Origin of the sequence: Pseudomonas sp. NFACC51 (assembly GCF_900103575.1) — a bacterium.
GTDB lineage: Bacteria > Pseudomonadota > Gammaproteobacteria > Pseudomonadales > Pseudomonadaceae > Aquipseudomonas > Aquipseudomonas fluorescens_Q.
In genome coordinates this window covers 343,142-366,055 of sequence record NZ_FMXH01000007.1, presented here as the reverse complement: position 1 = coordinate 366,055, position 22,914 = coordinate 343,142, and the positions used below count along the sequence as shown (strand labels likewise).

Here is a 22,914-nt window from a genome sequence, read left to right as displayed (position 1 = left end):
GGCGGCACCCTGGCCAACGACAGCTACAACTCCAGCTACGACAACGCCAAGGAAAAATCCTGGCAACTGCGCCACGACTTCAACTTCGCCGCCGTCGGCGTGCCGGGCCTGACCCTGATGAACCGCTACATCAGCGGCGACAATGTGCACACCGCCACCGTTGACGACGGCAAGGAATGGGGCCGTGAAACCGAACTGGCCTACACCGTACAGAGCGGTGCGCTGAAGAGCCTCAACGTGAAATGGCGTAACGCATCGATTCGTCGGGACTACAGCACCAACGAATTTGACGAGAACCGCATTTTCATCAGCTACCCGCTGTCGCTGTTGTAAGCAGCAAGCGCGCGCCGTGGGGCGAAGCGCTTTGTTGAGGCTAACCGAATCACCTGTGGCGAGGGAGCTTGCTCCCGCTCGGCTGCGCAGCAGACGCCGTGTTTCGCAATCTTATGGGCCTGCTTCGCAGTCCAGCGGGAGCAAGCTCCCTCGCCACAGGGGCGGTGGAATCCTCGTAGCGCGGCAAGGACGTCGGTTTAGAGCGGTTCGTCGATCAAACGTTGACAAGGTAACGGAAGGATAAGGATATTCCTCTAGGTCGTACGACAACTTATAACAACTGTACCTCTCATAGTTTGCTCAGGTAATGCCATGACCACGACACAGATTCGTCATCCCTTCAATCGCCTCCTATTGACCGGCGCCGCTGGCGGCCTTGGCAAAGTCTTGCGCGAACGCCTCAAGCCTTTCGCCCGTCACATTCGCCTGTCGGACATCGCCAACATGGCCCCGGCCATCGACGAAAGCGAAGAAGTGATGCCGTGCGACCTGTCGGACAAGCAGGCCGTGCACCAACTGGTCGAAGGCGTCGATGCCATCCTGCATTTCGGTGGTGTTTCGGTGGAGCGTCCGTTCGAAGAAATCCTCGGCGCCAACATCAGCGGCGTCTTTCACATTTATGAAGCCGCCCGCAAACACGGCGTCAAGCGAGTGATCTTCGCCAGCTCCAACCACGTCATCGGTTTCTACAAACAGGACGAGACCATCGACGCTCTCTCCCCTCGCCGCCCGGATGGCTACTACGGCCTGTCCAAGTCCTACGGTGAAGACGTCGCCAGTTTCTACTTCGATCGCTACGGCATCGAGACCGTCAGCATCCGCATCGGCTCGTCGTTCCCCGAACCGCAGAACCGCCGGATGATGAGCACCTGGCTGAGTTTCGACGACCTCACCCAACTGATCGAATGTTCGCTCTATACGCCGAAGGTTGGCCACACCGTGGTCTACGGCATGTCCGCCAATCGCGACGTCTGGTGGGACAACAGCCACGCCGCGCACCTGGGCTACCAGCCCAAGGACACGTCCGAGATTTTCCGCGACAAGGTCGAAGCGCAGCCGATGCCGGCCGCCGATGACCCGGCCATGGTTTATCAGGGTGGCGCCTTTGTGGCAGCAGGCCCATTCGACGACTGATTCGCTGTTTTTCATGGGATACGCACGCACAAAGGAATCACCATGCAAGCCGAATTGATTGTCGATGCACGCAACGCCGTCGGGGAAAGCCCGGTATGGGTTCCCGACGAAAACGCCCTGTATTGGGTGAACATTCCCAACGGTGGCCTGCAATGCTGGAACGCTAGCAGCGGAAAGCTCCAGGGCTGGGAAGCGCCCGAAATGCTCGCCTGCATTGCCCGTCACCAGGACGGTGGCTGGGTCGCCGGCATGGAAAGCGGTTTCTTTCGCCTGCACCCCAATGATGACGGCAGCCTGGACAGCGAACTGTGCGCAAGCGTCGAACACAGCCGCACCGACATGCGCCTCAACGATGGCCGCTGCGACCGCCAGGGCCGTTTCTGGGCCGGCAGCATGGTGCTGAACATGGGCGCCAACGCTGACGTAGGCCGGATGTATCGTTACGAGGCAGGCCAGCGCAGCCCGGTCGAGGCGCAACTGAGCGGCTTCATTGTGCCCAATGGCCTGGGCTTCAGCCCGGACGGACGCACGATGTACCTCTCCGATTCACACCCGCTGGTGCAGCAGATCTGGGCCTTCGACTACGACATCGACAGCGGCACACCGTCCAACCGGCGGCTGTTCGTCGACATGATGCCGTTGGCCGGTCGCCCGGATGGCGCCGCGGTGGATGCCGACGGTTGCTATTGGATCTGCGCCAACGATGCCGGGCTGATTCACCGTTTCACCCCGGACGGACGTCTGGACCGCTCACTGCAAGTGCCGGTGAAGAAACCGACCATGTGCGCCTTTGGCGGCAGTCGCCTGGACACCCTCTTCGTCACCTCGATCCGTCCCGGTGACGACAACGACCCGCAGTCCCTGGCCGGTGGCGTGTTCGCCCTCAACCCCGGTGTCAAGGGCCTGGCTGAACCTGCTTTCGGAGGACGGGAGCACTCCGCGAACTGATCTGCTTCACCGCTTCACTGGATGAGCCATAAAAAAACAACAAGACTGGAGATTGACCATGAATTTCAAACGTACACTTCTGATCGCAGCCCTTCCCTTGGCCTTTCTGGCCCAGGCGGCGCACGCCCTCGATATCAAGATCGCCGACATCCACCCCAAGGGCTACCCGACCGTGGTCGCCGAGGAATCCATGGGTAAGACCCTGGAAAAAGAGAGCAACGGCGAACTGAAGTTCAAGTATTTCCCGGGCGGCGTACTGGGCTCCGAAAAAGAAGTGATCGAGCAGATGCAAGCCGGCGCGATCCAGATGTCCCGGGTCAGCCTGGGTATCGTCGGCCCCGTCGTGCCGGACGTGAACGTCTTCAACATGCCATTCATCTTCCGCGACCAGGCCCACATGCGCGCCGTCATCGACGGTGAAGTCGGCGATGCGATCCTCGACCGGATCACCAATTCCGAATTCGGCCTGGTGGCTCTGGCCTGGATGGACGGCGGCACCCGCAACCTCTACACCAAGAAGCCGGTGCGCAAGCTCGAAGACATGAAGGGCATGAAGATTCGCGTACAGGGCAACCCGATGTTCATCGAGACCATCAACGCCATGGGCGGCAATGGTATCGCCATGGACACCGGCGAGATCTTCAGCGCGCTGCAGACCGGCGTGATTGACGGCGCGGAAAACAACCCGCCGACCATGCTCGAACACAACCACTACCAGAACGCCAAGTACTACAGCCTGACCGGCCACCTGATCCTGCCTGAGCCGATCGTGATGTCGAAAATCACTTGGAACAAGCTCACCCCAGAGCAGCAAGACATGGTGAAAAAAGCCGCCAAGGCCGCCCAGGCTGAAGAGCGCGTGCTGTGGGACAAGAAGTCCGCCGCCAGTGAAGAAAAACTCAAGGCCGCTGGCGTCGAGTTCATCACCGTCGACAAGAAACCTTTCTACGACGCCACAGCGCCGATCCGGGCCAAATACGGCGCGCCGTATGCCGACCTGATCAAGCGTATCGAAGCCGTCCAGTAAAGCCTCTCAATCTGTACTCATGAAAAGGCTGGGCGCGCCTGCGGTTGAAGGTGCGCCCGGTTACGGTGGAACCCGATGAAGAATTTGCTGCTGCGTATCAACGACACGATTTACATGACTTGCATCTGGGTGGCCGGCCTTTCTGTCCTTGCCGTTGCGCTGATGATTCCGTGGGGGGTGTTTGCCCGCTACGTACTCGGTACCGGCTCAAGCTGGCCGGAACCCACCGCCATCTTGCTGATGATCGTATTTACCTTCATCGGTGCCGCCGCCAGCTACCGCTCCGGCTCGCACATGGCCGTGGACATGGTCACCAGCCGCCTGCCCCCGCATTGGCAAACCCTGGCTTCGGTTTTCACCCAGCTCTTGATGGCGGCGGTGTGCATTTTCATGACCATCTGGGGCACCAAGCTGTGCATGACCACCTGGAATCAATTCATGAGCGCCATCCCCACCCTGCGCGTCGGCATCACCTACATGCCGATACCGATCGGTGGCTTCCTGACGTTGATTTTTGTCCTGGAAAAACTCTTGCTGGGCGATCAAAGCCAGCGTCGGGTCGTGCAGTTCGACCTGGTTGAAGAAAACGAAGGTGCCGCTTAATGGACGCGCTGATTCTGCTGGGCAGTTTTTTGTTGTTGATCCTGATCGGCATGCCGGTCGCCTACGCGTTGGGCGCTGCCGCCCTGATCGGGGCGTGGTGGATCGATATTCCGTTCCAGGCCATGATGATCCAGGTAACGGGCGGGGTGAATAAGTTCTCGTTGTTGGCCATTCCGTTCTTCGTTCTGGCCGGTGCGATCATGGCCGAAGGCGGCATGTCCCGCCGACTGGTGGCATTCGCCAGCGTGTTGGTAGGCTTCGTGCGCGGTGGCCTGTCATTGGTCAACCTCGTGGCCTCGAGTTTTTTTGGCGCAATCTCCGGTTCCTCGGTAGCCGATACCGCCTCGGTCGGTTCGGTGTTGATCCCGGAAATGACACGCCGGGGCTATCCGCGTGATTACGCCACCGCCGTCACCGTCAGTGGTTCGGTACAAGCGCTGCTGACACCGCCCAGCCACAACGCGGTGCTGTATTCGCTCGCCGCGGGCGGCACCGTCTCCATCGGTTCGCTGTTCATGGCCGGCATCGTCCCCGGCATCATGATGAACCTCTGCCTGATGGCGCTGTGCCTGGTCTTCGCGAAAAAGCGCAACTACCCCAAAGGTGAAGTGATTCCGCTCAAGCAAGCGCTGAAGATCTGCAGGGAAGCCATGTGGGGCATGATGACCCTGTTCATCATCCTTGGCGGCATTCTCTCGGGTGTTTTCACCGCCACCGAATCAGCCGCCATCGCCGTGGTGTGGGCGTTCTTCGTGACCATGTGCATCTATCGCGACTACAAGTGGAGCGAGTTGCCGAAGCTGATGCACCGCACGGTGCGCACCATCTCCATCGTGATGATCCTGATCGGCTTCGCCGCCAGCTTCGGCTACATCATGACGCTGATGGAGATCCCTGCGAAGATCACCACCGCGTTCCTGACGCTGTCGGACAACCGCTACGTGATCCTGATGTGCATCAACGTGATGTTGCTGCTGCTGGGCACCGTGATGGACATGGCGCCATTGATCCTGATCCTGACGCCGATCCTGATGCCGGTGATCGTGGGCATCGGCGTGGACCCGGTGCAGTTCGGCATGATCATGCTGGTGAACCTGGGCATCGGCCTGATCACCCCGCCGGTGGGCGCGGTGTTGTTTGTCGGTTCCGCCATCGGCAAGGTCAGCATCGAAAGCACCGTCAAGGCGCTGCTGCCGTTCTACGCCATGCTGTTCCTGGTGCTGATGCTCGTGACTTATGTGCCCGCCATTTCCCTGTGGTTGCCGCATCTGGTGTTGTAATCCCATCAACCAGCAAGCCCCCTTGTGGCGAGGGAGCTTGCTCCCGCTGGGTGGCGAAGCCGCCCCAAAAATTTGTGCTGAAACAAAGAACTTGGGCCTGCTTCGCAGTCCAGCGGAAGCAAGCTCCCTCGCCACAACAGCGTCCACACAAAATCTGCATTCCCCTCACTGCTTTTCAATCCAGCAGACAACCACCATGACGCCACCCCTTCTCCACCTCGAAGACGAACTGACTCGTCTCACCCTGGCCCCGCATCTGGGCGCCAGCCTGGTCGACTGGACGTTGCGCAGTAACGGCGCCCCGCTACTGCGCCCGCCAGCGCCCCACGCGTTGGAAAACGGCCTGCCTGGCAAGCTCGGCGGCTTCCCGTTGATTCCCTGGTCGAACCGGATCGCCCACGGCGGCTTCGACTGTCCCGGCGGCTGGCTGGCCCTGGACGCCAACAGCCCCAACGATCCGTTTCCGATCCATGGCAGTGCGTGGCAACAACCGTGGCAGGTGATCGAGCACAGTGCCCAGGAAGCGTTGCTGCAACTCGACAGCCAACAGCCGTTCGCCTACCGCGCCAGCCTGCGGGTCGGTCTGAGCGGCGGCCAGTTGCAGCTCGCAATGCACGTCACCCACATGGCCGAACAGGCCGCGTGGCACGGGCTGGGCTTGCATCCATACTTTCCACGCACCCCCGCCACGCGCCTGCAAACCCGCGCCAGCGAGGTCTGGATGTGCGATGCCACGAAACTGCCCACGGAACTGACCCACATTCCTGAACACTGGGATTTCCAGGCGCTCCGTTTACTGCCGGACACGCTTGTCGACAACGGTTTCGGCGGTTGGGACGGGCAATGCCTGATCCAGCAGCCGGACCTAGGCTATGAACTGGAGTGCCGGGCCAGCGGCTGCGATTACTTCCTGCTCTACTGCCCCGTGGGCCTGGACTTCTTTTGCATCGAACCGGTCAGCCACCCGGTCAACGCCCATCACCTGCCGGGGCGACCGGGGTTGCGCTTGCTGGAGCAAGGGCAATCGGTGGCGCTGGGATTCTTGATGCAGTGCCGGTTGATATAAAAACCAGGGCGACTCAGCCCTTCAACCGAAATACGAAAGGTATCGCGCTCAGGTCGTCGAAATATCGACCGGCTACGACAACATCATCATTGGAATCCAATGCCAATACGGGGTTGTCTACCTCATCCTTCAACCTGAATTGTGTCCAGCCTTCGTGATCACCGAAGCCAGTATCCAGGCGTCCACTGGGTAGATAGCGCCCAACCAACATCTCTTCAATCTCCGGGCCGGTTTTGCCACAGGTTACGATGCGCCCGTCCGACTGAATTGCACAATCGAACCAGATGGACCCCAGACCTATAGTGGTCACAACGAGTTCGCCATCGTTGAAGTCAGGGTCTTTGCCGCCATCCTTGTCGATACTTTCCAGCGTTGCATGAGCGACAAACCGTTGGTTGGGCGATGAGCCGGCACCGAGGAGTTTCAGGTTGCCATGTAACGCGACCGCATGGAAGTTTCCCGCGCCAACGTGGAAGCCAGGGCCCATATCCGTGATAAATCCTCTCTTGCCAAAATGGGTGTCGAGACGGCCATCCAGTCGCACACGCACCCAAACCTTGTAATTACGAGGGTTACGCTGGATGTACCCCACTAAATATATGTAGTCGTTTGTCACCAGCATGCTTTGCGCATTCAAATGATGCTCGGGATGCTCAATGACCGCGCCGCCTTTGTTTCCGAACGCCTGAACGAGATTGCCGTCCCCGTCCAAGCACATGAGTAACGTAACTGCCTTGCGCGCCCCCACGGTCAGTGCGAGACCCGAGATGTATGTGCGTCCTCCGTAAAGGGACAGATAAGTTTTCCCCGTATAGAGATAGGTTGGCTCGTTGCCGTCGGCATTGAGGTCATTCCTCGAAATGACGACATCGCAGAAATCGAAGACCGGTATCGCGTGGCCATTGACGCCATACGAAAGATCCAGCGTGCCGTTGGGAAGGTAGCGCGCCAGCGCGAATCCAAAATTCGAGCCGCCCAGATCGACGACTCCCAGGATCAGTATTTTACCGTCCGGCAGGACGGCCACCTGCTCCGCCAGGCTATACGCACCCGGCATGAACGTATTTCTGACTGGCTCGCCGCCATTGAAGTCCTCACGGTTCGTCCCGTCATGATTGAGCGCCGAAATAATATATTCGCCATTTACCCATAGCGCCGTTCCACCCACGACGTAGATCCTGTCCTCTGAATCTATCGCAACATCGACGGCATCCGTCCCCGGAAGAAGCAGAATCTGGCCTCCGTTGAATTCCGGATCGAATTCGCCGGCCCGCTTTGGTGTGTCGGTCTTCGAGTCGCTAGCCATTTTCAGATCCTCCATGTGGGTTGTACTGCCCATCTCAATGGAGGACTTATTACCTGGATCCTGTTCACCGTCCACTGTCAGAGTTGACAGGTTTAAGCAGGCCCGGACGTACGGTCAGGACTGGGATGAACACAGGGCCCCGATGAACGACAAGGAATCAGGCATGAGGCGGATCGTGATCCTGGCTACGCCCGCACCCACATGAACACCGCCCCCCCCAGGCAAACCCCGGCGAACCCCACCTGCAGCACCCGGGCCGGGACCCTGGCCGCCAGGCGCCGCCCCAGCACCATCCCGGCGATGCTTGCCGCGATGAACACCGCGCCGACCCGGTCGATGCTCACCCCGGCATGAAACGCACCCACCACGCCAATCAGTGAAATCAGGCTGATGACCATCAAGGACGTCGCGACGATGCCGCGCATCTGCACGTCGGTCAGTTGCTTGAACGCCGGTACGATCAGGAAACCACCGCCCACGCCCAGCGAGCCCGATACCAGGCCCGTCACCGCCCCCAGTGCCGACAGCGTGGCGGTGCAGCGAGGCGGCCTGGATCATGCTCCAGCCCAACCCGAGCACCAGTGCCGGCACCGCCAGGATGCCACCACCGGCCCCCGTCAGCCCGAGGATCACCCCCATGATCACGCCAAAAAAACCTGCCGGAACCATAAAACTCTCTCAAGCCGCGCACACCTGTTGTCAGGTGCGATCGCATTTGCAGGACACCTCGGCCCTCACTAAGCTGCGGACCCTATGTTGTAAACCTCAAGCGTTGCAACCGCTTCTTCCCGTACAGGTTCGCTGTCATGCCCGCGCAGATCCAAAGCTTTCTCGACCCCGCCTCGAAGACCTATACCTACGTCGTCTATGAAGACGATGGAGGGCAGTGCGCGGTGGTGGACCCGGTGCTGGACTATGACCCGGCCTCGGGCCGCAGCGGCACCGCTCAGGCCGAGCGGGTGATCGCCTTCGTGCGCGAACACCGGTTGACGGTGCAATGGCTGCTGGAGACCCATGCCCACGCCGATCACTTATCCGCCGCGCCTTACTTGCGCAAGGCGCTGGGAGGGAAGATCGCCATCGGCCAAGCCATCGGCGAGGTCCAACAAGTCTTCAAGAAGCTGTTCAACCTTGAACCGCAGTTTGCCGTCGACGGCTCCCAGTTCGATCATCTGTTCGCCGCCGACGAAGGGTTTTTCATAGGCAACCTCAAGGCCACCGCATTGCATGTGCCCGGCCACACTCCGGCGGACATGGCCTACCTGATCGATGGCGACGTGATCCTGGTAGGCGATACGCTGTTCATGCCGGACGTGGGCACCGCCCGCTGCGACTTTCCCGGCGGCAACGCCCATCAACTCTACGCCTCGATTTGCAAACTGCTGGCCTTCCCCGCCAACGTGCGGCTCTACGTGTGCCACGACTATCCACCGGATGAGCGCGAGCCCCAGTGCGTGAGCACCGTGGGTGAACAACGCCAGCACAACATTCATGTGCGCGATGGGATCGATGAAGCCACGTTCGTGGCCATGCGTACCCAGCGCGACAAGACGCTGGGCATGCCGACGCTGCTGTTGCCGGCGATCCAGGTCAATGTGCGGGCCGGCCACCTGCCGCCGGCCGAGGACAATGGCGTGACCTATCTGAAAATTCCGATCAATCAGCTTTAGAAGCTTGGGGCTGCTGCGCAGCCCAGCGGGAGCAAGCTCCCTCGCCACAGGACGGTGCTTGATGGCTACCGGCTCGCCAGCCACCCATCCCCGTGGCGAGGGAGCTTGCTCCCGCTGGGCCGCGAAGCGGCCCTCAAAAACCATTTGATCTTCAGGTCCCCAAGGTCAACCCATTGGCCGGCAACGGTAGCGCAGTCTTGTAGCGCACTTGCTTGAGGGCAAAGCTGGAGCGGATGTTCGCCACGCCCGGGACCTTGGTCAGGAAGTCCATCATGAAGCGCTCCAGCGACTGGATGGTCGGCACCAGCACACGGATCAGGTAATCCGGATCGCCTGCCATCAGGTAGCACTCCATCACTTCCGGGCGGTCGGAGATCGCCTCTTCAAAATGCTGTAGCGCCTCTTCCACCTGCTTCTCCAAACTCACATGGATGAACACGTTGACGTGCAGCCCCAGCAGGTCGGCGTCGAGCAAAGTGACCTGCTCGCGGATCACGCCCAACTCCTCCATGGCCCGGACACGGTTGAAGCACGGGGTCGGCGACAGATTGACCGAACGGGCGAGATCGGCGTTGGTGATACGGGCGTTTTCCTGAAGGCTGTTCAGAATGCCGATGTCGGTGCGATCCAATTTACGCATGAGACAAATAATCCTGTTTTTTTATCGTTGTGCAGATTTTTTATCTGCAAATGATCTGAACAGCAAGCCAACAGAGAAAAATATTCTTCTGCGTCGAGCCTATGATTGTTGTAGGACAATTTCCCGTACCCGGGGAAATTCGTCAGCTAGCGCGCCCACTACAAGAAATTCACAAGATCGAGCGTAGAAAGCCATGAACCCAGCGTACGAACCGCTACGCCTGCACGTTCCCGAACCCTCGGGCCGTCCCGGCTGCAAGACCGACTTTTCCTACCTGCATCTGTCCGATGCCGGCACGGTGCGTAAACCTTCCATCGACGTCGAACCCGCCGACACCGCCGACCTGGCCCGCAGCCTGATTCGCGTGCTCGACGACCAAGGCAATGCCCACGGCCCATGGGCCGAAGACGTGCCACTCGACATCCTGCGCAAAGGCATGCGCGCCATGCTCAAGACGCGCATCTACGACAACCGCATGGTGGTCGCCCAACGCCAGAAAAAAATGTCGTTCTACATGCAGAGCCTCGGCGAGGAAGCCATCGGCAGCGGCCAGGCCCTGGCGCTGAACATCGATGACATGTGCTTCCCCACCTATCGCCAGCAAAGCATCCTGATGGCTCGCGAAGTGCCGTTGGTGGGCATGATCTGCCAACTGCTGTCCAACGAGCGCGATCCGCTCAAGGGCCGGCAGTTACCGATCATGTACTCGGTCAAGGACGCCGGTTTCTTCACCATCTCCGGCAACCTCGCCACGCAATTCATCCAAGGCGTGGGCTGGGGCATGGCCTCGGCGATCAAGGGCGATACCAAGATCGCTTCGGCCTGGATCGGTGACGGTGCCACCGCCGAATCGGACTTCCACACGGCCCTCACCTTTGCCCACGTCTATCGGGCGCCGGTGATCCTCAACGTGGTCAACAACCAGTGGGCGATCTCCACCTTCCAGGCCATTGCCGGCGGTGAAGCCACGACCTTCGCCGGACGCGGCGTCGGTTGCGGCATCGCTTCGCTGCGGGTCGATGGCAACGACTTCATGGCGGTCTACGCCGCCTCGCGCTGGGCCGCCGAACGTGCCCGCCGCAACCTCGGCCCGGCGCTGATCGAATGGGTCACCTACCGCGCCGGCCCGCACTCCACCTCGGACGATCCTTCGAAATACCGTCCCGCCGACGACTGGAGCCACTTCCCGCTGGGCGATCCGATTGCCCGTCTCAAGCAGCACATGGTGAAGATCGGCCAATGGTCCGAAGAGGAACATGCCGCCGTTACCGCTGAACTCGAAGCCGAGGTGATGGCCGCGCAGAAGGAAGCCGAGCAATACGGCACCCTCGCTGGCGGGCAGATTCCAAGCGCCGCGACCATGTTCGAAGACGTCTACAAAGAGATGCCGGAGCACTTGAAGCGCCAGCGTCAGCAGTTGGGGATCTGAGATGAACGATCACAACACCAATATTGCGCTGGATACCGCCATGACCACTACCACCATGACCATGATCCAGGCCCTGCGCTCGGCCATGGACGTGATGCTCGAACGCGACGACAACGTCGTGGTGTTCGGCCAGGACGTGGGTTACTTCGGCGGCGTGTTCCGCTGCACCGAAGGCCTGCAGAACAAGTACGGCACCTCGCGGGTGTTCGACGCACCGATTTCCGAAAGCGGCATCGTCGGCGTGGCGGTGGGCATGGGCGCCTACGGCCTGCGGCCCGTCGCCGAGATCCAGTTCGCCGACTACGTCTACCCGGCGTCGGACCAGATCATTTCCGAGGCGGCGCGCTTGCGCTATCGCTCGGCCGGCGAGTTCACCGCACCGATGACCCTGCGCATGCCCTGCGGCGGCGGCATCTATGGCGGCCAGACCCACAGCCAGAGCATCGAAGCGATGTTCACCCAGGTCTGCGGCCTGCGCACCGTCATGCCTTCGAACCCCTACGACGCCAAGGGCCTGTTGATTGCCTCCATCGAAAACGATGACCCGGTGATCTTCCTCGAACCCAAGCGCCTGTATAACGGCCCATTCGACGGCCACCACGACCGCCCGGTAACGCCGTGGTCGAAACACCCCTCGGCCCAAGTGCCAGACGGTTACTACACCGTGCCGCTGGACGTCGCCGCCATCACCCGTCCGGGCAAGGACGTGACGGTTCTCACCTACGGCACCACGGTCTATGTCTCCCAAGTGGCTGCCGAAGAGACCGGCATCGACGCCGAAGTCATCGATCTGCGCAGCCTCTGGCCGCTGGACCTGGAGACCATCGTCAAATCCGTGAAGAAGACCGGCCGCTGTGTGGTCGTCCACGAAGCCACCCGCACCTGCGGTTTCGGCGCCGAGCTGGTGGCGTTGGTGCAAGAACACTGCTTCCACCACCTGGAAGCGCCTATCGAGCGTGTCACCGGTTGGGACACCCCCTACCCGCACGCGCAGGAATGGGCGTATTTCCCAGGGCCGTCCCGTGTGGGCGCGGCGTTGAAACGGGTCATGGAGGTCTGAATGGGCACGCACGTTATCAAGATGCCGGACATCGGCGAAGGCATCGCGGAAGTTGAACTGTCGGTGTGGCACGTCAAGGTCGGCGACATGGTGGTCGAAGACCAGGTACTGGCCGATGTCATGACCGACAAGGCCATGGTCGACATCCCCTCACCGGTGCATGGCCGGGTCATCGCTCTGGGTGGCGAGCCCGGTGAAGTCATGGCAGTGGGCAGCGAACTGATCCGCATTGAAGTCGAAGGTGCGGGTAACCTGAAAGAATCGGCCCAACAGGCGCCAACGCCAGCGCCGGCTGCGCAGGCACCGAAGCCGGCACCCGTGGCGACACCTGAACCGGTACTGGAAAAAACCGCCGCGCCGCGCTGCGCCCCGCAAGCGCCTGTGGCCCGCGATCCCGACGAGCGTCCACTGGCGTCGCCGGCCGTGCGCAAACACGCGCTGGACCTGGGCATTCAATTGCGCCTGGTCCAGGGCAGCGGCCCGGCCGGGCGGGTCCTGCACGAAGACCTCGAGGCCTATCTGGCCCAAGGTCCGTCGGTCCAGGCCAAGGGCGGTTCGGGCTATGCCGAGCGCCACGATGAGCAACAGATCCCGGTGATCGGCATGCGCCGCAAGATCGCCCAGCGCATGCAGGAGGCGACTCAACGCGCCGCGCATTTCAGCTACGTCGAGGAAATCGACATCACGGCCCTGGAAGAGCTGCGGGTGCATCTGAATGAAAAACACGGCGCCAGTCGCGGCAAGCTGACCTTGCTGCCGTTCCTGGTTCGTGCGTTGGTCGTGGCCCTGCGCGATTTTCCGCAAATGAACGCCCGCTACGACGACGAAGCCCAGGTCATCCACCGCTCAGGCGCGGTGCACGTGGGCGTCGCAACCCAGAGCGACGTTGGCCTGATGGTGCCAGTGGTGCGCCACGCCGAAGCCCGCAGCCTGTGGGACAACGCGGCGGAAATTTCGCGCCTGGCAACGGCGGCCCGCACGGGCAAGGCCAGTCGCGATGAGCTGTCCGGTTCGACCATCACCCTGACCAGCCTTGGGGCATTGGGCGGCATCGTCAGCACGCCGGTGCTGAACCTGCCGGAAGTAGCCATTGTCGGGGTGAACAAAATCGTCGAACGGCCGGTGGTGATCAAGGGGCAGATCGTGATCCGCAAGATGATGAACCTCTCCAGTTCCTTCGATCACCGGGTGGTCGACGGCATGGACGCGGCGCAATTCATCCAGGCCCTGCGCGGCCTGCTCGAACAACCCGCAACGCTGTTTGTGGAGTAAGGCATGCAACAGACTTTGAACACCACGCTGCTGATCATCGGCGGCGGCCCCGGCGGCTATGTGGCGGCGATCCGCGCCGGTCAACTGGGCATCCCGACCCTCCTGGTGGAAGGCCAGGCGTTGGGTGGGACCTGCCTGAACATCGGCTGCATTCCGTCCAAGGCCTTGATTCACGTGGCCGAACAGTTCCACCAGACGCGGCACCACAGCCAGGGCTCGGCCCTGGGCATCACGGTGTCGGCGCCGAGCCTGGACATCGGCAAGAGTGTGGAATGGAAGGACGGCATCGTCGATCGCCTGACCACCGGCGTCGCGGCGCTGTTGAAGAAGCACAAGGTCCAGGTCATTCACGGCTGGGCCAAGGTGATCGATGGCAAGACGGTCGAGGTCGGTGACACCCGCATCCAGTGCGAACACCTGCTGCTGGCCACTGGTTCGAAAAGCGTCGACCTGCCGATGCTGCCAGTGGGCGGGCCAATCATTTCCTCCACCGAAGCCCTCGCCCCCACCTCGGTGCCCAAGCACCTGGTGGTGGTCGGCGGTGGCTACATCGGCCTGGAACTGGGCATCGCCTACCGCAAGCTCGGCGCCGAGGTCAGTGTGGTCGAGGCCCAGGAACGGATCCTGCCGGCCTACGACGGCGAACTGACCCAACCGGTGCACGAAGCACTCAAGCAATTGGGCATCAAGCTCTACCTCAAGCACAGCGTCGAAGGGTTCGATGCCCAGGCCAGCACTTTGCAAGTGCGTGACCCCGCTGGCGACACGCTGAACCTGGACACTGACCGGGTACTGGTGGCCGTGGGTCGCAAACCCAACACCCAGGGCTGGAATCTCGAAGCGTTGAACCTGGCGATGAACGGTGCGGCGGTGAAAATCGACCAGCGCTGCCAGACCAGCATGCGCAACGTCTGGGCCATCGGCGACCTGAGCGGTGAACCGATGCTCGCCCACCGAGCCATGGCCCAGGGTGAAATGGTCGCCGAGCTGATCGCCGGCCAGCACAGGGAATTCAACCCAACGGCCATCGCCGCGGTGTGCTTCACCGATCCGGAACTGGTGGTGGTCGGCAAGACGCCGGACGAAGCCAAGGCGGCCGGGCTCGATTGCATTGTGTCGAGCTTCCCGTTCGCCGCCAACGGTCGGGCCATGACCCTGGAATCGAAAAGCGGTTTCGTCCGGGTCGTGGCGCGACGTGACAATCACCTGGTCGTTGGCTGGCAAGCGGTCGGCGTCGGCGTGTCGGAGCTGTCCACCGCCTTCGGCCAATCCCTGGAGATGGGCGCGCGCCTGGAGGACATCGCCGGCACCATCCACGCCCATCCGACGCTGGGCGAGGCCGTGCAGGAAGCGGCGTTGCGGGCGTTGGGGCATGCGTTGCATCTGTAGGCATGCGTTTCACCTGTGGCGAGGGAGCTTGCTCCCGCTGGGCTGCGCAGCAGCCCCTATCCGAGCACTGGGATCGGTCAGTCACACCGCGTTGGCCGGGTGACGACTGCTTCGCAGCCGAGCGGGAGCAAGCTCCCTCGCCACGGGGGAGTCGGCAGAAAATCTGCCTGTCACCTATCGAGCGGGCTGCGAAACAGCCCCGGAATGAAGTATTGTTGTCCCCATCCAAAAAACGTCAGAAGCCTTGAACCGTTTCGACGGTTGTTAAGCAATAGAGGGTGTCATGGGTAACGAGAGCATCAATTGGGACAAACTGGGCTTTGACTACATCAAGACCGACAAGCGCTACCTGTCGCACTGGCGCGATGGTGCCTGGGACGCGGGCACCCTGACCGAAGACAACGTGCTGCACATCAGCGAGGGCTCCACCGCCCTGCACTACGGCCAGCAGTGCTTCGAAGGCCTGAAGGCCTATCGCTGCAAGGACGGCTCCATCAACCTGTTCCGCCCGGACCAGAACGCCGCCCGCATGCAGCGCAGTTGCGCCCGCCTGCTGATGCCGCACGTCGACACCGAGCAGTTCGTCGAGGCCTGCAAGCAAGTGGTCCGCGCCAACGAGCGCTTCATCCCGCCTTACGGCACCGGCGGCGCGCTGTACCTGCGCCCGTTCGTGATCGGCGTGGGTGACAACATCGGCGTGCGCACCGCACCCGAGTTCATCTTCTCGATTTTCTGCATCCCGGTCGGCGCCTACTTCAAGGGCGGCCTGACCCCGCACAACTTCCTGATCTCCAGCTTCGACCGCGCCGCCCCACAAGGCACCGGCGCGGCCAAGGTCGGTGGCAACTACGCCGCCAGCCTGATGCCCGGTTCCCAGGCCAAAAAGGCCAATTTCGCCGACTGCATCTACCTGGACCCAATGACCCACTCGAAAATCGAGGAAGTCGGCTCGGCCAACTTCTTCGGTATCACCCACGACAACAAATTCGTCACGCCCAACTCCCCTTCGGTCCTGCCGGGCATCACTCGCCTGTCGTTGATCGAACTGGCCAAATCGCGCCTGGGCCTGGAAGTGATCGAAGGCGACGTGTTCATCGACAAGCTGTCGGACTTCAAGGAAGCCGGCGCCTGCGGTACCGCTGCGGTGATCACCCCGATTGGCGGCATCAGCTACAAGGACAAGCTGCACGTGTTCCACAGCGAAACCGAAGTCGGCCCGATCACCCAGAAGCTCTACAAAGAGCTGACCGGCGTGCAGACCGGTGACGTGGAAGCGCCAGCGGGTTGGATCGTCAAGGTTTGATCCAAGCCCACCTGTAGCACTCGGGAGCTTTTGTGGCGAGGGAGCTTGCTCCCGCTCGGCTGCGCAGCAGTCGCAACCCGGTAAACGCGATCTGTCTGAATGGCCGGGTTGCCTGGTTTGGGGCTGCTGCGCAGCCCAGCGGGAGCAAGCTCCCTCGCCACATGGATCTGCCCCCACTACTCTCGACGCAAAACCGGCCATCGCCCCCAACGCTGGCGAAACCATCCATAACCGCTGACCAGCAAGATCCCGCCCAGCACCAGAACCGCGCCCACGATAAAGTTCGGCTCCAGCGGCTCATCCAGCAACCAGACGCCAAAACCGATGCCAAACAGCGGCGTCATGAACGACAGCACACCCAGTTGCGAAGCGAGGTAGTGGCGCAGCAGGGAGAACCAGATCAGGAAGCTGGCGAAGGATACCAGCAACACCTGGAACGCCATGCTGGCAATGAGTTGTGGCGTGGGGTTGATCGTCGTTTGCCCCAGGGCTACCGACATTCCGATCAGCAGCATCCCGGCGCCAACCAGTTGGTAAAGCAGCGTCTGGCTGGCCGGCAGATTCGTCAACCGCGAACAGCGTACCGTCACCGTGGTTGCGCCCCACAGCGCACCGGCCAGCAAGCCCATGCCGTCACCGAGCAACGAACTGCCGTTCGCCGCGCCCGAGCCCCCGCTGAAAGCCACCACGATCCCGCCGAAGGCAACGGCGATGCCCAGCCATTGCGCCGGCTTGAGGCGTTCGCTAGGCAGTTTCCAGTGCAAGCCGAGGGCGGCGAACATCGGTGCGGTGTAGAGGAAAATCACCATGTGCGAAGCCGTCGTATGCCGCAGACCTTCGCCCACCATCACGAACTCCAGGGCAAACAACAATCCCACCAGCATGCCCGGACGCCAACTGCCATCGGCCAGGGACAGGCGTTCACCGCGCACCAGCACCAACAACCAGACCAGTACCGCAGCGATGGCCGAGCGCACGCCCAACTGCAGCATCGGCGCCATGTCGGCGGCGCCGGCCTTGATCGCGACTTGCTGGAAACCCCAAATGGCACAGAGGCCGGTCATCAGGGCGCAGACCTGGCCATCCAGGGCGCGGCGGGTGGTCATGGGAACGGTCCTTGGACAGAAAGAGATGGAAAGGATTGTCTACCTGGCACCTTTGCTGGATATAGTGATTACCCGACAAGCCATCCCGGTAATCCGCCATTGCGGTCGATATGCAGCCTCCAGCCCAACATCTGAAGATTCCTCCGTTCGAAGCGGTCCTGCCCTCGCCGATTTTCTTTCGCAGCGCCTGCATGCCGGCCCATGCCACTTACCCCCGGCACCGACATGCCTGGGGTGAGTTCGTCTACTCCTACAGTGGCGTGATGGAAATCGAGATCGCCCAACACCATTACCTGGCGCCACCGCAGTACGGCATCTGGTTGCCACCGGACATGGAACACGTTGGCTTCAATCGGCATGAGGCCTGCCATTGTTCGTTGTACCTGGCCGCCGAACTGTGCGACGCGTTGCCGGCCGTACCCTGCGCGCTGACCTTGAGCCCGCTGATCCGTGCCCTGCTGGAAGAGCTGCGCAGCGATCCACCGAGCCAACCGCAGACGCCCGAGCAGCAGCGCTTGCTGCAGGTGTTGGTGGACAAGCTGGCGCAAGCGCCCCACGCCGGCAGCTACCTGCCCTCCTCGGACGATCCACTGCTGGGCCCCGTGCTGCGGGCCTTGGAAGCGAACCCCAGCGACCCGCGCTCCTTGCCGCAACTGGCCCGCGCCGCCAACACCACCGAGCGCACGCTGATGCGCCGGGCCCAGCGGGACCTGGGCATGTCACTGGTGGAATGGCGCCAACGTCTCAAAGTCATCGAGGCCCTGGCCCTGCTCGAACGTGGCCAGAGCGTGGAAACCATCGGCCTGGACCTGGGCTACAGCAGCGCCTCGGCGTTCATCAGCATGTTCCGCAAAATGATGGGCACCACGCCGGAGGAGTATCGGCGCCGGCATATGGCTGGATGATGTGGGTGGTGCTGAAACGGCTATCGCGAGCAAGCTCGCTGCCACCGGGGATCTTGGGTGTTCATGGGTCTTGTGTTCAGCGCAGGCCCACTGTGGGGGCGAGCTTGCTCGCGATGACGGAGGCGGGCTTGACATCGATTTCGGCACTGACCCCAAACCGCCCCGCCATCTCCCGGCGACCACTGGCCGTCACTCCCAGCGCCCGGCTGTCCAGGTCCTGGATCACCCATTTGCGCTTGATCGCCACTTGCAGCAACGCCGCGCCCAAGGCACCGCCCAGGTGGGGGCGGCGCATGCTCCAATCCAGGCAGGGGCAGGCGAATCGACGGCGTTGCGTGGCAAGGTGCAGGACATCGATGCCCAAGCCCTCGAGCACCGCCTCGCCGGAATCACTCAGCCGATAGCCATCGCCTTCCACCTCTATCAGCCATCCAGCCTCAATCATCCGGTCATGCAGGCGCACCGCCAGAGTGCCGGCCATGTGGTCGTAACAGGTGCGGGCAAATTGCAGGCGATCCGGTGTGCGCGGGGTGAAAGTCGGTGCGGCGCTTTGGCCGATCACCATCAGTGCCTCCAGTGCCTGGGCGACGCGCGGGTCGGCCAGGCTGTAATAACGATGACGGCCCTGGACATGCAAGCGCACCAAGGCCATTTGCTTGAGTTTCGCCAGATGGGCGCTGGCGGTCGAGGCGCTGACCTCGGCGATGCTCGCCAATTCGGTGCTGGTGCGGGCATGGCCATCCATCAACGCGCACAGCATCCGGGTGCGCGCCGGTTCGGCAATGGCCGCCGCCACTTGGGACACGCCCAGGTCATGGTGCTCTGCGTTCATATTTCGCTCCCCGACGAATCAAGCCATGCATCGACTGGAGATAGTAGCAACACTTTCTCCATCACGAACAAGGCCGCGCTTCATGGACCCGATCACCGCCGCGACACATTCCGACCCTTACCCTTTTTACGCCGCCCTGCGCGCTGCCGGCGGGCTGGCCTTCGATCCCGAACTGAATCAGTGGGTCGCCAGCAGCGCCGAGGCCGTGTGCGCGGTGCTGCACCATCCCGATTGCCATGTGCGTCCGGCCCACGAGCCGGTGCCAAAGGCCATCGCCGAGGGGCCGGCCGGGCGGGTGTTCGGGCATCTGATGCGCATGAACGAAGGAGAGCAGCAACGTTGCCCGAGGGCAGCGATTGCGCCGCGGTTGCAGGACATCGCCCCCCGGCAGGTCGAGGCACTGGTCAGGGCCCGCGTTCTCCAAGGGGGCGCCGAAGGCCTGCACCAGGCCCAGTTCATCGGGCCGGCCAGCGTGGTCGCGGCGTTGCTGGGCTTCAGCCCGACGGACTGTCACCGGGTCAGCGAATTGACCGCAGACTTCGTCGCCGGCCTGTCGCCTTTGAGCCAAGCACAGCAACTGGACGCAGCGCACCAGGCCAGCGAGCAACTGGCCAGTTTATTCCAGGCGCGGATAGAGGCGCAGGACAACGCTGTGTTGCGGGGCATTGACCAAGGCTTCGAAGGCGCTGATCCGGACAGTAAAATCGCCAACCTGATGGGGCTGCTCTCGCAAACCTATGAAGCCACCGCTGGCCTGATTGGCAACGCGTTGCTGGCGCTGATCGGCGATCCAGCGTTGCGCCGGACGCTACGGGAGGCCCCCACACAGGTCGACTCATTGCTGGCCGAAGTCCAACGTTTCGACCCGCCGGTGCAAAACACTCGCCGCTTCATCGCCGCGCCCTGCGAAATCCTCGGCACTGCGCTGAACCCTGGGGAGGTGGTCCTGGTGCTGCTGGCCTCAGCCAACCGCGACCCGCAACTCAACCCCCGACCAGACACCCTGCTGCTCGACCGCCCGAACCGCCGCAGTTTCAGCTTCGGCAGCGGACGCCATGAATGCCCAGGCCAAACCCTGGCGATGGACATCGCCCGCGCCACACTGGCGGCGATTATCGAGCAGAAACCGCCACTGGATCAGCTGACCTGGCGCTATCGCCCCTCCGTCAACGGCCGCATCCCGCTATTCAGCGAGCAATCACGTACCGACAGGCCATGACCCGCTCAGCCCATCAGTCGTCGCGGGTCAGGACTTCCAGCAACTCGATTTCAAAGATCAGATTGGCGTTGGGCTTGATGTGGGCACCCATGGACCGCTCACCGTAGGCCAGGTGCGCCGGCACCCACAACTTGCGCTTGCCACCGACTTGCATGCCCATCAGGCCCAGATCCCAGCCCTTGATGACGCGGCCGGTGCCGATCACGCATTGGAAGGGCTTGCCGCGACTGTAGGACGAATCGAATTCGGTGCCATCTTCGAGGGTGCCGCGGTATTGGGTGGTGATCAGCGCACCTTTGACTACGCTTTTGCCATCGCCCTGTTCCAGGTCGATGATTTGCAGTTCTTCATTCATGGGATCTGTCCGTGTCATTCAAGCGCCGGGTTTTCGCAGAATTCCAGGCATCTGGCAATCTTTTGTGGCGAGGGAGCTTGCTCCCGCTGGGTTGCGCCGCGACCCGACAGGTTGCATGCGGTCTGCCTGACACATTCAGGGGCAAGGTTTTGGGGCTGCTTCGCAGCCCAGCGGGAGCAAGCTCCCTCGCCACAGGGGTCGATCACACAAACCCGCCCCCTAGGGAACCGCAGCGGCCTCTTCGGTTCACATGGGTATCGACCCTGCATTTCAGATAAGGATTTTCTGATGTTCGACTCTCGTCCGCTCCACGGTTTCATTCCGCCATACATCCTCAATCGCATCATCGCCCACGGCTCCGAACAGCAACGCTCCAGCGCTCTCGGCACCTTGACCCACGTGCGCAGCCTACGGCACAACCCCGGCCCGCCCGGCAATCTTCCCGCCGCCGCGAAGCTGCCCAAGCCCGGCAAGGCCGGACAGCCGCAACGCAGCGTGCATGACGCCCAGAACAGCATGGAACTGCCCGGCCAGCCGGTCCGCCTGGAAGGCCAGCGGGCCAGTGGCGACCCGGCCGTGGACGAAGCCTACGACGCCCTCGGCGCCACTTATGATTTTTTCTGGAACGTGCTGGGGCGCGACTCCATCGACAACAAAGGCTTCGCCCTGGTGGGCAGCGTGCATTATGGCCAGGGCTATGAAAACGCCTTCTGGAACGGCGCGCAGATGGTGTTCGGCGACGGCGATGGTGAAATCTTCCAGCGCTTCACCCGTTCCCTGGACGTGGTGGCCCACGAGCTGGCCCATGGCGTCACCGAAAGCGAAGCCGGGTTGATCTACGCCAACCAGTCCGGTGCGCTGAACGAATCCATCTCCGACGTGTTCGGTGTGCTGGTCAAGCAGTTCGTACTTGAACAGACCGCCGACCAGGCCGACTGGCTGATCGGCGCCGACCTGCTCACCAACAAGATCAACGGCGACGGCCTGCGCAGCATGTCCAACCCCGGCAGCGCCTACGATGACCCGTTGCTGGGCAAGGACCCGCAACCGGCGCACATGCGCGAATTCGTGATTACCCGTGAAGACAACGGCGGCGTGCACATCAACTCGGGCATTCCCAACCGGGCCTTTTATCTGGTGGCGACCACGCTGGGCGGATTTGCCTGGGAAAAGGCCGGCCGGATCTGGTATGAAACCTTGTGCGACCGAAGATTGGCCAATGACGCGTCCTTCAGCGCCTTTGCCCGCCTGACCGTCGAGCACGCCCGCCAGCGCTTCGGCACGCGGGAAGTGCAAGCGGTGCAGAACGGCTGGGCCCAGGTCGGCGTCGACCTGACACAGGAGAGCTGATGAAAACCCTTCCAGACCTCGACGACAAAGCCGTGGTACGGCTGTCGCGCCAGGGTGGCGTGGCCGCCATCCATGCGCTGACCCGGCCACGGGAAATCGAATTCGCCCAGTGCGACCTCGACCAGCGCACGCGCATCTGTTCGGTCCTGGAGGGTTGCCTGCCACTGACGTCCTCCACGCCTGGGCGCGGCGACCAGCGTTTTTTCCAGATCGAGGTGCGCTATCGCGCCAACGACCAGGATGACGAGATGGTACTGCAGGTGCCTGAGGACCAGGCACCCGGCGAGCTGGTTCACCTGTGGGACAAGGGCGAAGTGCTCTAGCGTGTGGCCGGCACGATCTTGACGATGGCGCCGGATACGGTTTCGATCAGCAAGTACTTGTCGTCGATCTGCACCCATTGCTGCTCGTTTGTCGGTTGCTCGAGTTCCTTCTGCTTCCAGTCTTTCATGGCCCTGTCCGCGCGCTGGTAGTCCGCCGGGACCCGGTCGTTCTCCACCAGCCTGCGGCCATTGCTCGGCGAATGCTCCAGGGCGTCTCCGGTTTTCTCGACCGCTTGCGCAACAGGCCCAAGGGCTCCAAGGCCGGCGATCAGGACCAGGCTGGCGATCAGGGATGGTTTGCGCATAGAAAAAACTCCAGTTATTCGAGGGACTGAATCTGGGACTTCGCGGGCGGCGAATCATT

The 22,914-nt window shown here is 62.1% G+C and carries 23 protein-coding genes and 1 pseudogene; 17 read left to right on the top strand and 7 right to left on the bottom strand.

Annotation, left to right across the window (positions count from 1 at the left end; translation table 11 throughout):
• The 7 genes from BLT00_RS16950 to BLT00_RS16920 form a co-directional block, all read left to right on the top strand.
• The coding region (locus BLT00_RS16950; RefSeq protein WP_139199614.1) for an OprD family outer membrane porin at positions 1–333 on the top strand (333 nt) is incomplete at its 5' end.
• Between the two features lie 312 nt (positions 334–645).
• On the top strand, positions 646–1,467 hold the full coding sequence (locus BLT00_RS16945; protein ID WP_092144717.1) for an NAD-dependent epimerase/dehydratase family protein: 822 nt from the start codon (positions 646–648) through the stop codon (positions 1,465–1,467).
• A 42-nt stretch (positions 1,468–1,509) separates the two neighbouring features.
• Positions 1,510–2,415, top strand: coding sequence for an SMP-30/gluconolactonase/LRE family protein (locus tag BLT00_RS16940; protein ID WP_092144715.1), 906 nt, complete (start codon positions 1,510–1,512; stop codon positions 2,413–2,415).
• 58 nt (positions 2,416–2,473) lie between these two features.
• Entirely contained in the window at positions 2,474–3,442 is a 969-nt protein-coding gene (locus BLT00_RS16935) for a TRAP transporter substrate-binding protein (protein ID WP_092144714.1), read from the top strand.
• A gap of 75 nt (positions 3,443–3,517) precedes the next feature.
• Positions 3,518–4,045 carry a TRAP transporter small permease gene (locus BLT00_RS16930; protein ID WP_092144712.1) on the top strand — a complete coding sequence of 176 codons (528 nt, stop codon included), beginning with the start codon at positions 3,518–3,520 and terminating at the stop codon, positions 4,043–4,045.
• Positions 4,045–5,325, top strand: a complete 1,281-nt coding sequence (locus tag BLT00_RS16925) for a TRAP transporter large permease (RefSeq protein WP_092144710.1) — start codon at positions 4,045–4,047, stop codon at positions 5,323–5,325. Before BLT00_RS16930 ends, BLT00_RS16925 begins: the two co-directional genes overlap by 1 nt.
• A 196-nt stretch (positions 5,326–5,521) precedes the next feature.
• Positions 5,522–6,391, top strand: coding sequence for an aldose 1-epimerase (locus BLT00_RS16920; protein ID WP_092144708.1), 870 nt, complete (start codon positions 5,522–5,524; stop codon positions 6,389–6,391).
• Positions 6,392–6,404: 13 nt separating this feature from the next.
• On the opposite strand, the gene BLT00_RS16915 is transcribed toward BLT00_RS16920, so the two are convergent.
• Both BLT00_RS16915 and BLT00_RS16910 read right to left on the bottom strand, forming a co-directional pair.
• Complete coding sequence (locus tag BLT00_RS16915; RefSeq protein ID WP_158265805.1) at positions 6,405–7,697, bottom strand: delta-60 repeat domain-containing protein; 1,293 nt, start codon at positions 7,695–7,697, stop codon at positions 6,405–6,407.
• 185 nt (positions 7,698–7,882) lie between these two features.
• Positions 7,883–8,366, bottom strand: a pseudogene (locus BLT00_RS16910) (TSUP family transporter).
• A gap of 137 nt (positions 8,367–8,503) precedes the next feature.
• Between BLT00_RS16910 and BLT00_RS16905 the strand changes: the two are divergent.
• Positions 8,504–9,367, top strand: coding sequence for an MBL fold metallo-hydrolase (locus BLT00_RS16905; protein WP_092144704.1), 864 nt, complete (start codon positions 8,504–8,506; stop codon positions 9,365–9,367).
• A gap of 151 nt (positions 9,368–9,518) precedes the next feature.
• Here the strand turns inward: BLT00_RS16905 and bkdR are convergent, their stop codons facing one another.
• The gene (bkdR, locus tag BLT00_RS16900; RefSeq protein ID WP_003202929.1) at positions 9,519–10,007 is read right to left on the bottom strand and encodes a Bkd operon transcriptional regulator BkdR; all 489 of its coding nucleotides are present in this window, start codon (positions 10,005–10,007) and stop codon (positions 9,519–9,521) included.
• Between the two features lie 193 nt (positions 10,008–10,200).
• On the opposite strand from bkdR, the gene BLT00_RS16895 reads away from it, so the two are divergent.
• The 5 genes from BLT00_RS16895 (at position 10,201) to BLT00_RS16875 (ending at position 16,460) form a co-directional block, all read left to right on the top strand.
• Positions 10,201–11,436 carry a 3-methyl-2-oxobutanoate dehydrogenase (2-methylpropanoyl-transferring) subunit alpha gene (locus BLT00_RS16895; RefSeq protein ID WP_072341991.1) on the top strand — a complete coding sequence of 412 codons (1,236 nt, stop codon included), beginning with the start codon at positions 10,201–10,203 and terminating at the stop codon, positions 11,434–11,436.
• Position 11,437: 1 nt separating this feature from the next.
• Positions 11,438–12,496: an alpha-ketoacid dehydrogenase subunit beta gene (locus BLT00_RS16890; protein ID WP_063320649.1), complete on the top strand. Its 1,059-nt coding sequence runs from the start codon at positions 11,438–11,440 to the stop codon at positions 12,494–12,496.
• Entirely contained in the window at positions 12,497–13,768 is a 1,272-nt protein-coding gene (locus BLT00_RS16885; protein ID WP_092144702.1) for a dihydrolipoamide acetyltransferase family protein, read from the top strand.
• 3 nt (positions 13,769–13,771) lie between these two features.
• Positions 13,772–15,157, top strand: coding sequence for a dihydrolipoyl dehydrogenase (lpdA, locus tag BLT00_RS16880; RefSeq protein ID WP_092144700.1), 1,386 nt, complete (start codon positions 13,772–13,774; stop codon positions 15,155–15,157).
• A 283-nt stretch (positions 15,158–15,440) separates the two neighbouring features.
• Positions 15,441–16,460 (top strand): branched-chain amino acid aminotransferase, encoded by a 1,020-nt coding sequence (locus BLT00_RS16875; protein ID WP_063320646.1) that lies wholly within the window; start codon positions 15,441–15,443, stop codon positions 16,458–16,460.
• A 176-nt stretch (positions 16,461–16,636) separates the two neighbouring features.
• On the opposite strand, the gene BLT00_RS16870 is transcribed toward BLT00_RS16875, so the two are convergent.
• The gene (locus BLT00_RS16870) at positions 16,637–17,566 is read right to left on the bottom strand and encodes a DMT family transporter (protein WP_092144698.1); all 930 of its coding nucleotides are present in this window, start codon (positions 17,564–17,566) and stop codon (positions 16,637–16,639) included.
• Positions 17,567–17,676: 110 nt separating this feature from the next.
• Here BLT00_RS16870 and BLT00_RS16865 point away from each other — a divergent pair, with 110 nt between their 5' ends.
• Positions 17,677–18,471, top strand: coding sequence for an AraC family transcriptional regulator (locus BLT00_RS16865; RefSeq protein WP_092144695.1), 795 nt, complete (start codon positions 17,677–17,679; stop codon positions 18,469–18,471).
• Positions 18,472–18,547: 76 nt separating this feature from the next.
• Here the strand turns inward: BLT00_RS16865 and BLT00_RS16860 are convergent, their stop codons facing one another.
• On the bottom strand, positions 18,548–19,303 hold the full coding sequence (locus BLT00_RS16860; RefSeq protein ID WP_092144693.1) for an ArsR/SmtB family transcription factor: 756 nt from the start codon (positions 19,301–19,303) through the stop codon (positions 18,548–18,550).
• 82 nt (positions 19,304–19,385) lie between these two features.
• On the opposite strand from BLT00_RS16860, the gene BLT00_RS16855 reads away from it, so the two are divergent.
• Complete coding sequence (locus BLT00_RS16855) at positions 19,386–20,522, top strand: cytochrome P450 (RefSeq protein ID WP_092144691.1); 1,137 nt, start codon at positions 19,386–19,388, stop codon at positions 20,520–20,522.
• A 13-nt stretch (positions 20,523–20,535) separates the two neighbouring features.
• Here BLT00_RS16855 and BLT00_RS16850 read toward each other — a convergent pair whose 3' ends face one another.
• Positions 20,536–20,877, bottom strand: coding sequence for an FKBP-type peptidyl-prolyl cis-trans isomerase (locus tag BLT00_RS16850; protein WP_003202944.1), 342 nt, complete (start codon positions 20,875–20,877; stop codon positions 20,536–20,538).
• Between the two features lie 288 nt (positions 20,878–21,165).
• Between BLT00_RS16850 and BLT00_RS16845 the strand changes: the two genes are divergently transcribed.
• Together BLT00_RS16845 and BLT00_RS16840 are read left to right on the top strand one after the other, a co-directional pair.
• On the top strand, positions 21,166–22,227 hold the full coding sequence (locus BLT00_RS16845) for a M4 family metallopeptidase (protein WP_092144689.1): 1,062 nt from the start codon (positions 21,166–21,168) through the stop codon (positions 22,225–22,227).
• Positions 22,227–22,550, top strand: a complete 324-nt coding sequence (locus BLT00_RS16840) for a protealysin inhibitor emfourin (RefSeq protein WP_063320640.1) — start codon at positions 22,227–22,229, stop codon at positions 22,548–22,550. Before BLT00_RS16845 ends, BLT00_RS16840 begins: the two co-directional genes overlap by 1 nt.
• Here the strand turns inward: BLT00_RS16840 and BLT00_RS16835 are convergent.
• The gene (locus BLT00_RS16835; RefSeq protein WP_063320639.1) at positions 22,547–22,855 is read right to left on the bottom strand and encodes an RcnB family protein; all 309 of its coding nucleotides are present in this window, start codon (positions 22,853–22,855) and stop codon (positions 22,547–22,549) included. The genes BLT00_RS16840 and BLT00_RS16835 overlap by 4 nt on opposite strands.
• Positions 22,856–22,914: the final 59 nt, after the last annotated feature.

Bases quoted from the DNA above. Each gene is read 5' to 3' on its own strand.
- lpdA (WP_092144700.1), top strand. From the start codon at position 13,772: ATGCAACAGACTTTGAACACCACGCTGCTGATCATCGGCGGCGGCCCC.
- BLT00_RS16850 (WP_003202944.1), bottom strand. From the start codon at position 20,877: ATGAATGAAGAACTGCAAATCATCGACCTGGAACAGGGCGATGGCAAA.
- BLT00_RS16945 (WP_092144717.1), top strand. From the start codon at position 646: ATGACCACGACACAGATTCGTCATCCCTTCAATCGCCTCCTATTGACC.
- BLT00_RS16855 (WP_092144691.1), top strand. From the start codon at position 19,386: ATGGACCCGATCACCGCCGCGACACATTCCGACCCTTACCCTTTTTAC.
- BLT00_RS16860 (WP_092144693.1), bottom strand. From the start codon at position 19,303: ATGAACGCAGAGCACCATGACCTGGGCGTGTCCCAAGTGGCGGCGGCC.
- BLT00_RS16890 (WP_063320649.1), top strand. From the start codon at position 11,438: ATGAACGATCACAACACCAATATTGCGCTGGATACCGCCATGACCACT.
- BLT00_RS16875 (WP_063320646.1), top strand. From the start codon at position 15,441: ATGGGTAACGAGAGCATCAATTGGGACAAACTGGGCTTTGACTACATC.
- BLT00_RS16845 (WP_092144689.1), top strand. From the start codon at position 21,166: ATGTTCGACTCTCGTCCGCTCCACGGTTTCATTCCGCCATACATCCTC.
- BLT00_RS16835 (WP_063320639.1), bottom strand. From the start codon at position 22,855: ATGCGCAAACCATCCCTGATCGCCAGCCTGGTCCTGATCGCCGGCCTT.
- BLT00_RS16885 (WP_092144702.1), top strand. From the start codon at position 12,497: ATGGGCACGCACGTTATCAAGATGCCGGACATCGGCGAAGGCATCGCG.
- BLT00_RS16920 (WP_092144708.1), top strand. From the start codon at position 5,522: ATGACGCCACCCCTTCTCCACCTCGAAGACGAACTGACTCGTCTCACC.
- BLT00_RS16870 (WP_092144698.1), bottom strand. From the start codon at position 17,566: ATGACCACCCGCCGCGCCCTGGATGGCCAGGTCTGCGCCCTGATGACC.
- BLT00_RS16840 (WP_063320640.1), top strand. From the start codon at position 22,227: ATGAAAACCCTTCCAGACCTCGACGACAAAGCCGTGGTACGGCTGTCG.
- BLT00_RS16915 (WP_158265805.1), bottom strand. From the start codon at position 7,697: ATGGCTAGCGACTCGAAGACCGACACACCAAAGCGGGCCGGCGAATTC.
- BLT00_RS16905 (WP_092144704.1), top strand. From the start codon at position 8,504: ATGCCCGCGCAGATCCAAAGCTTTCTCGACCCCGCCTCGAAGACCTAT.
- BLT00_RS16925 (WP_092144710.1), top strand. From the start codon at position 4,045: ATGGACGCGCTGATTCTGCTGGGCAGTTTTTTGTTGTTGATCCTGATC.
- BLT00_RS16940 (WP_092144715.1), top strand. From the start codon at position 1,510: ATGCAAGCCGAATTGATTGTCGATGCACGCAACGCCGTCGGGGAAAGC.
- BLT00_RS16895 (WP_072341991.1), top strand. From the start codon at position 10,201: ATGAACCCAGCGTACGAACCGCTACGCCTGCACGTTCCCGAACCCTCG.
- BLT00_RS16930 (WP_092144712.1), top strand. From the start codon at position 3,518: ATGAAGAATTTGCTGCTGCGTATCAACGACACGATTTACATGACTTGC.
- bkdR (WP_003202929.1), bottom strand. From the start codon at position 10,007: ATGCGTAAATTGGATCGCACCGACATCGGCATTCTGAACAGCCTTCAG.
- BLT00_RS16935 (WP_092144714.1), top strand. From the start codon at position 2,474: ATGAATTTCAAACGTACACTTCTGATCGCAGCCCTTCCCTTGGCCTTT.
- BLT00_RS16865 (WP_092144695.1), top strand. From the start codon at position 17,677: ATGCAGCCTCCAGCCCAACATCTGAAGATTCCTCCGTTCGAAGCGGTC.